This window comes from Sphaerisporangium perillae (assembly GCF_023276435.1).
Classification (GTDB): Bacteria; Actinomycetota; Actinomycetes; order Streptosporangiales; family Streptosporangiaceae; genus Sphaerisporangium; species Sphaerisporangium perillae.
In genome coordinates this window covers 1-1,037 of record NZ_JALLPO010000108.1, presented here as the reverse complement: position 1 = coordinate 1,037, position 1,037 = coordinate 1, and the positions used below count along the sequence as shown (strand labels likewise).

At 64.9% G+C, this 1,037-nt stretch carries 1 protein-coding gene; it reads right to left on the bottom strand.

Annotated elements, in window-relative coordinates; all coding sequences use genetic code 11:
- Positions 1-1,037 (bottom strand): cobalamin-dependent protein (locus MYF83_RS42205; protein ID WP_248966442.1); only part of this gene is annotated, 1,037 nt, incomplete at both ends.

Here is a 1,037-nt window from a genome sequence, read left to right as displayed (position 1 = left end):
TACTCGGCCAGCGCCTCGGTCAACTGCACCGACAACCCATGCAACTCCAGATAATCGCGGTAGGCGTCCTTGGCGAACAACTCCGCCGTCGCCTCCGAGATCCGGCTGCCCATGGTGGCCACCTGGAACGCCACCACATCCACCTCACCGCTGTCACTGCCCCGGAAGAAATCGGCCAGGCACAGATGCCGGTCCCGCCGCTGCCGCGGGAAAGAGAACCGGGTCCGCTCATTCCCGGTCTTCTCATCCAGGATGATCAGATCATCGCCGTCGGACACACACGGGAAATACCCATACACCACCGCGGCCTGCAACAGATTCTCGGTCTGCATCCGCTCCAGCCACATCCGCAACCGCGGCCGGCCCTCGGTCTCCACCAACTCCTCATACGAAGGCCCGTCCCCGCCCCGAGCCGCCTTCAGCCCCCACTGCCCCATGAACGTGGCCCGCTCATCCAAAAACGCCGCGTAATCGGCCAGCGGGATGCCCTTGACCACCCGCTCCCCCAAGAACGGCGCCACCGGCACCGGATTACCGGCCGCCACATCCGAACGAGACGGCAGCGCCTCGACCGGGGTGCGTTCCAAGGTCGCGCCGGTCTTGACCCGGCGGGCACGCAGCGGCGGCAACTGCGCCCCCGCCACACCGCGCTTGACGTCCATGAACGCGTCCATCAACCGCAACCCCTCAAAAGCGTCGCGCGCATAACGCACCTCGCCGCTGAAGATCTCGGCCATGTCCTGCTCCACATAGGCCCGGGTCAACGCCGCACCGCCCAGCAGGACCGGGAACCGGCCGGCGATCCCCCGAGAATTCATCTCCTGCAGATTCTCTTTCATGATCACCGTGGACTTCACCAGCAGCCCCGACATGCCGATCACGTCGGCGTCCTTCTCCTCGGCCGCCTCCAGGATCGCCGACACCGGCTGCTTGATTCCGAGGTTGATCACCTCGTAGCCGTTGTTCGACAAGATGATGTCCACCAGGTTCTTCCCGATATCGTGCACATCCCCCTTCACCGTCGCCAACACGATCCG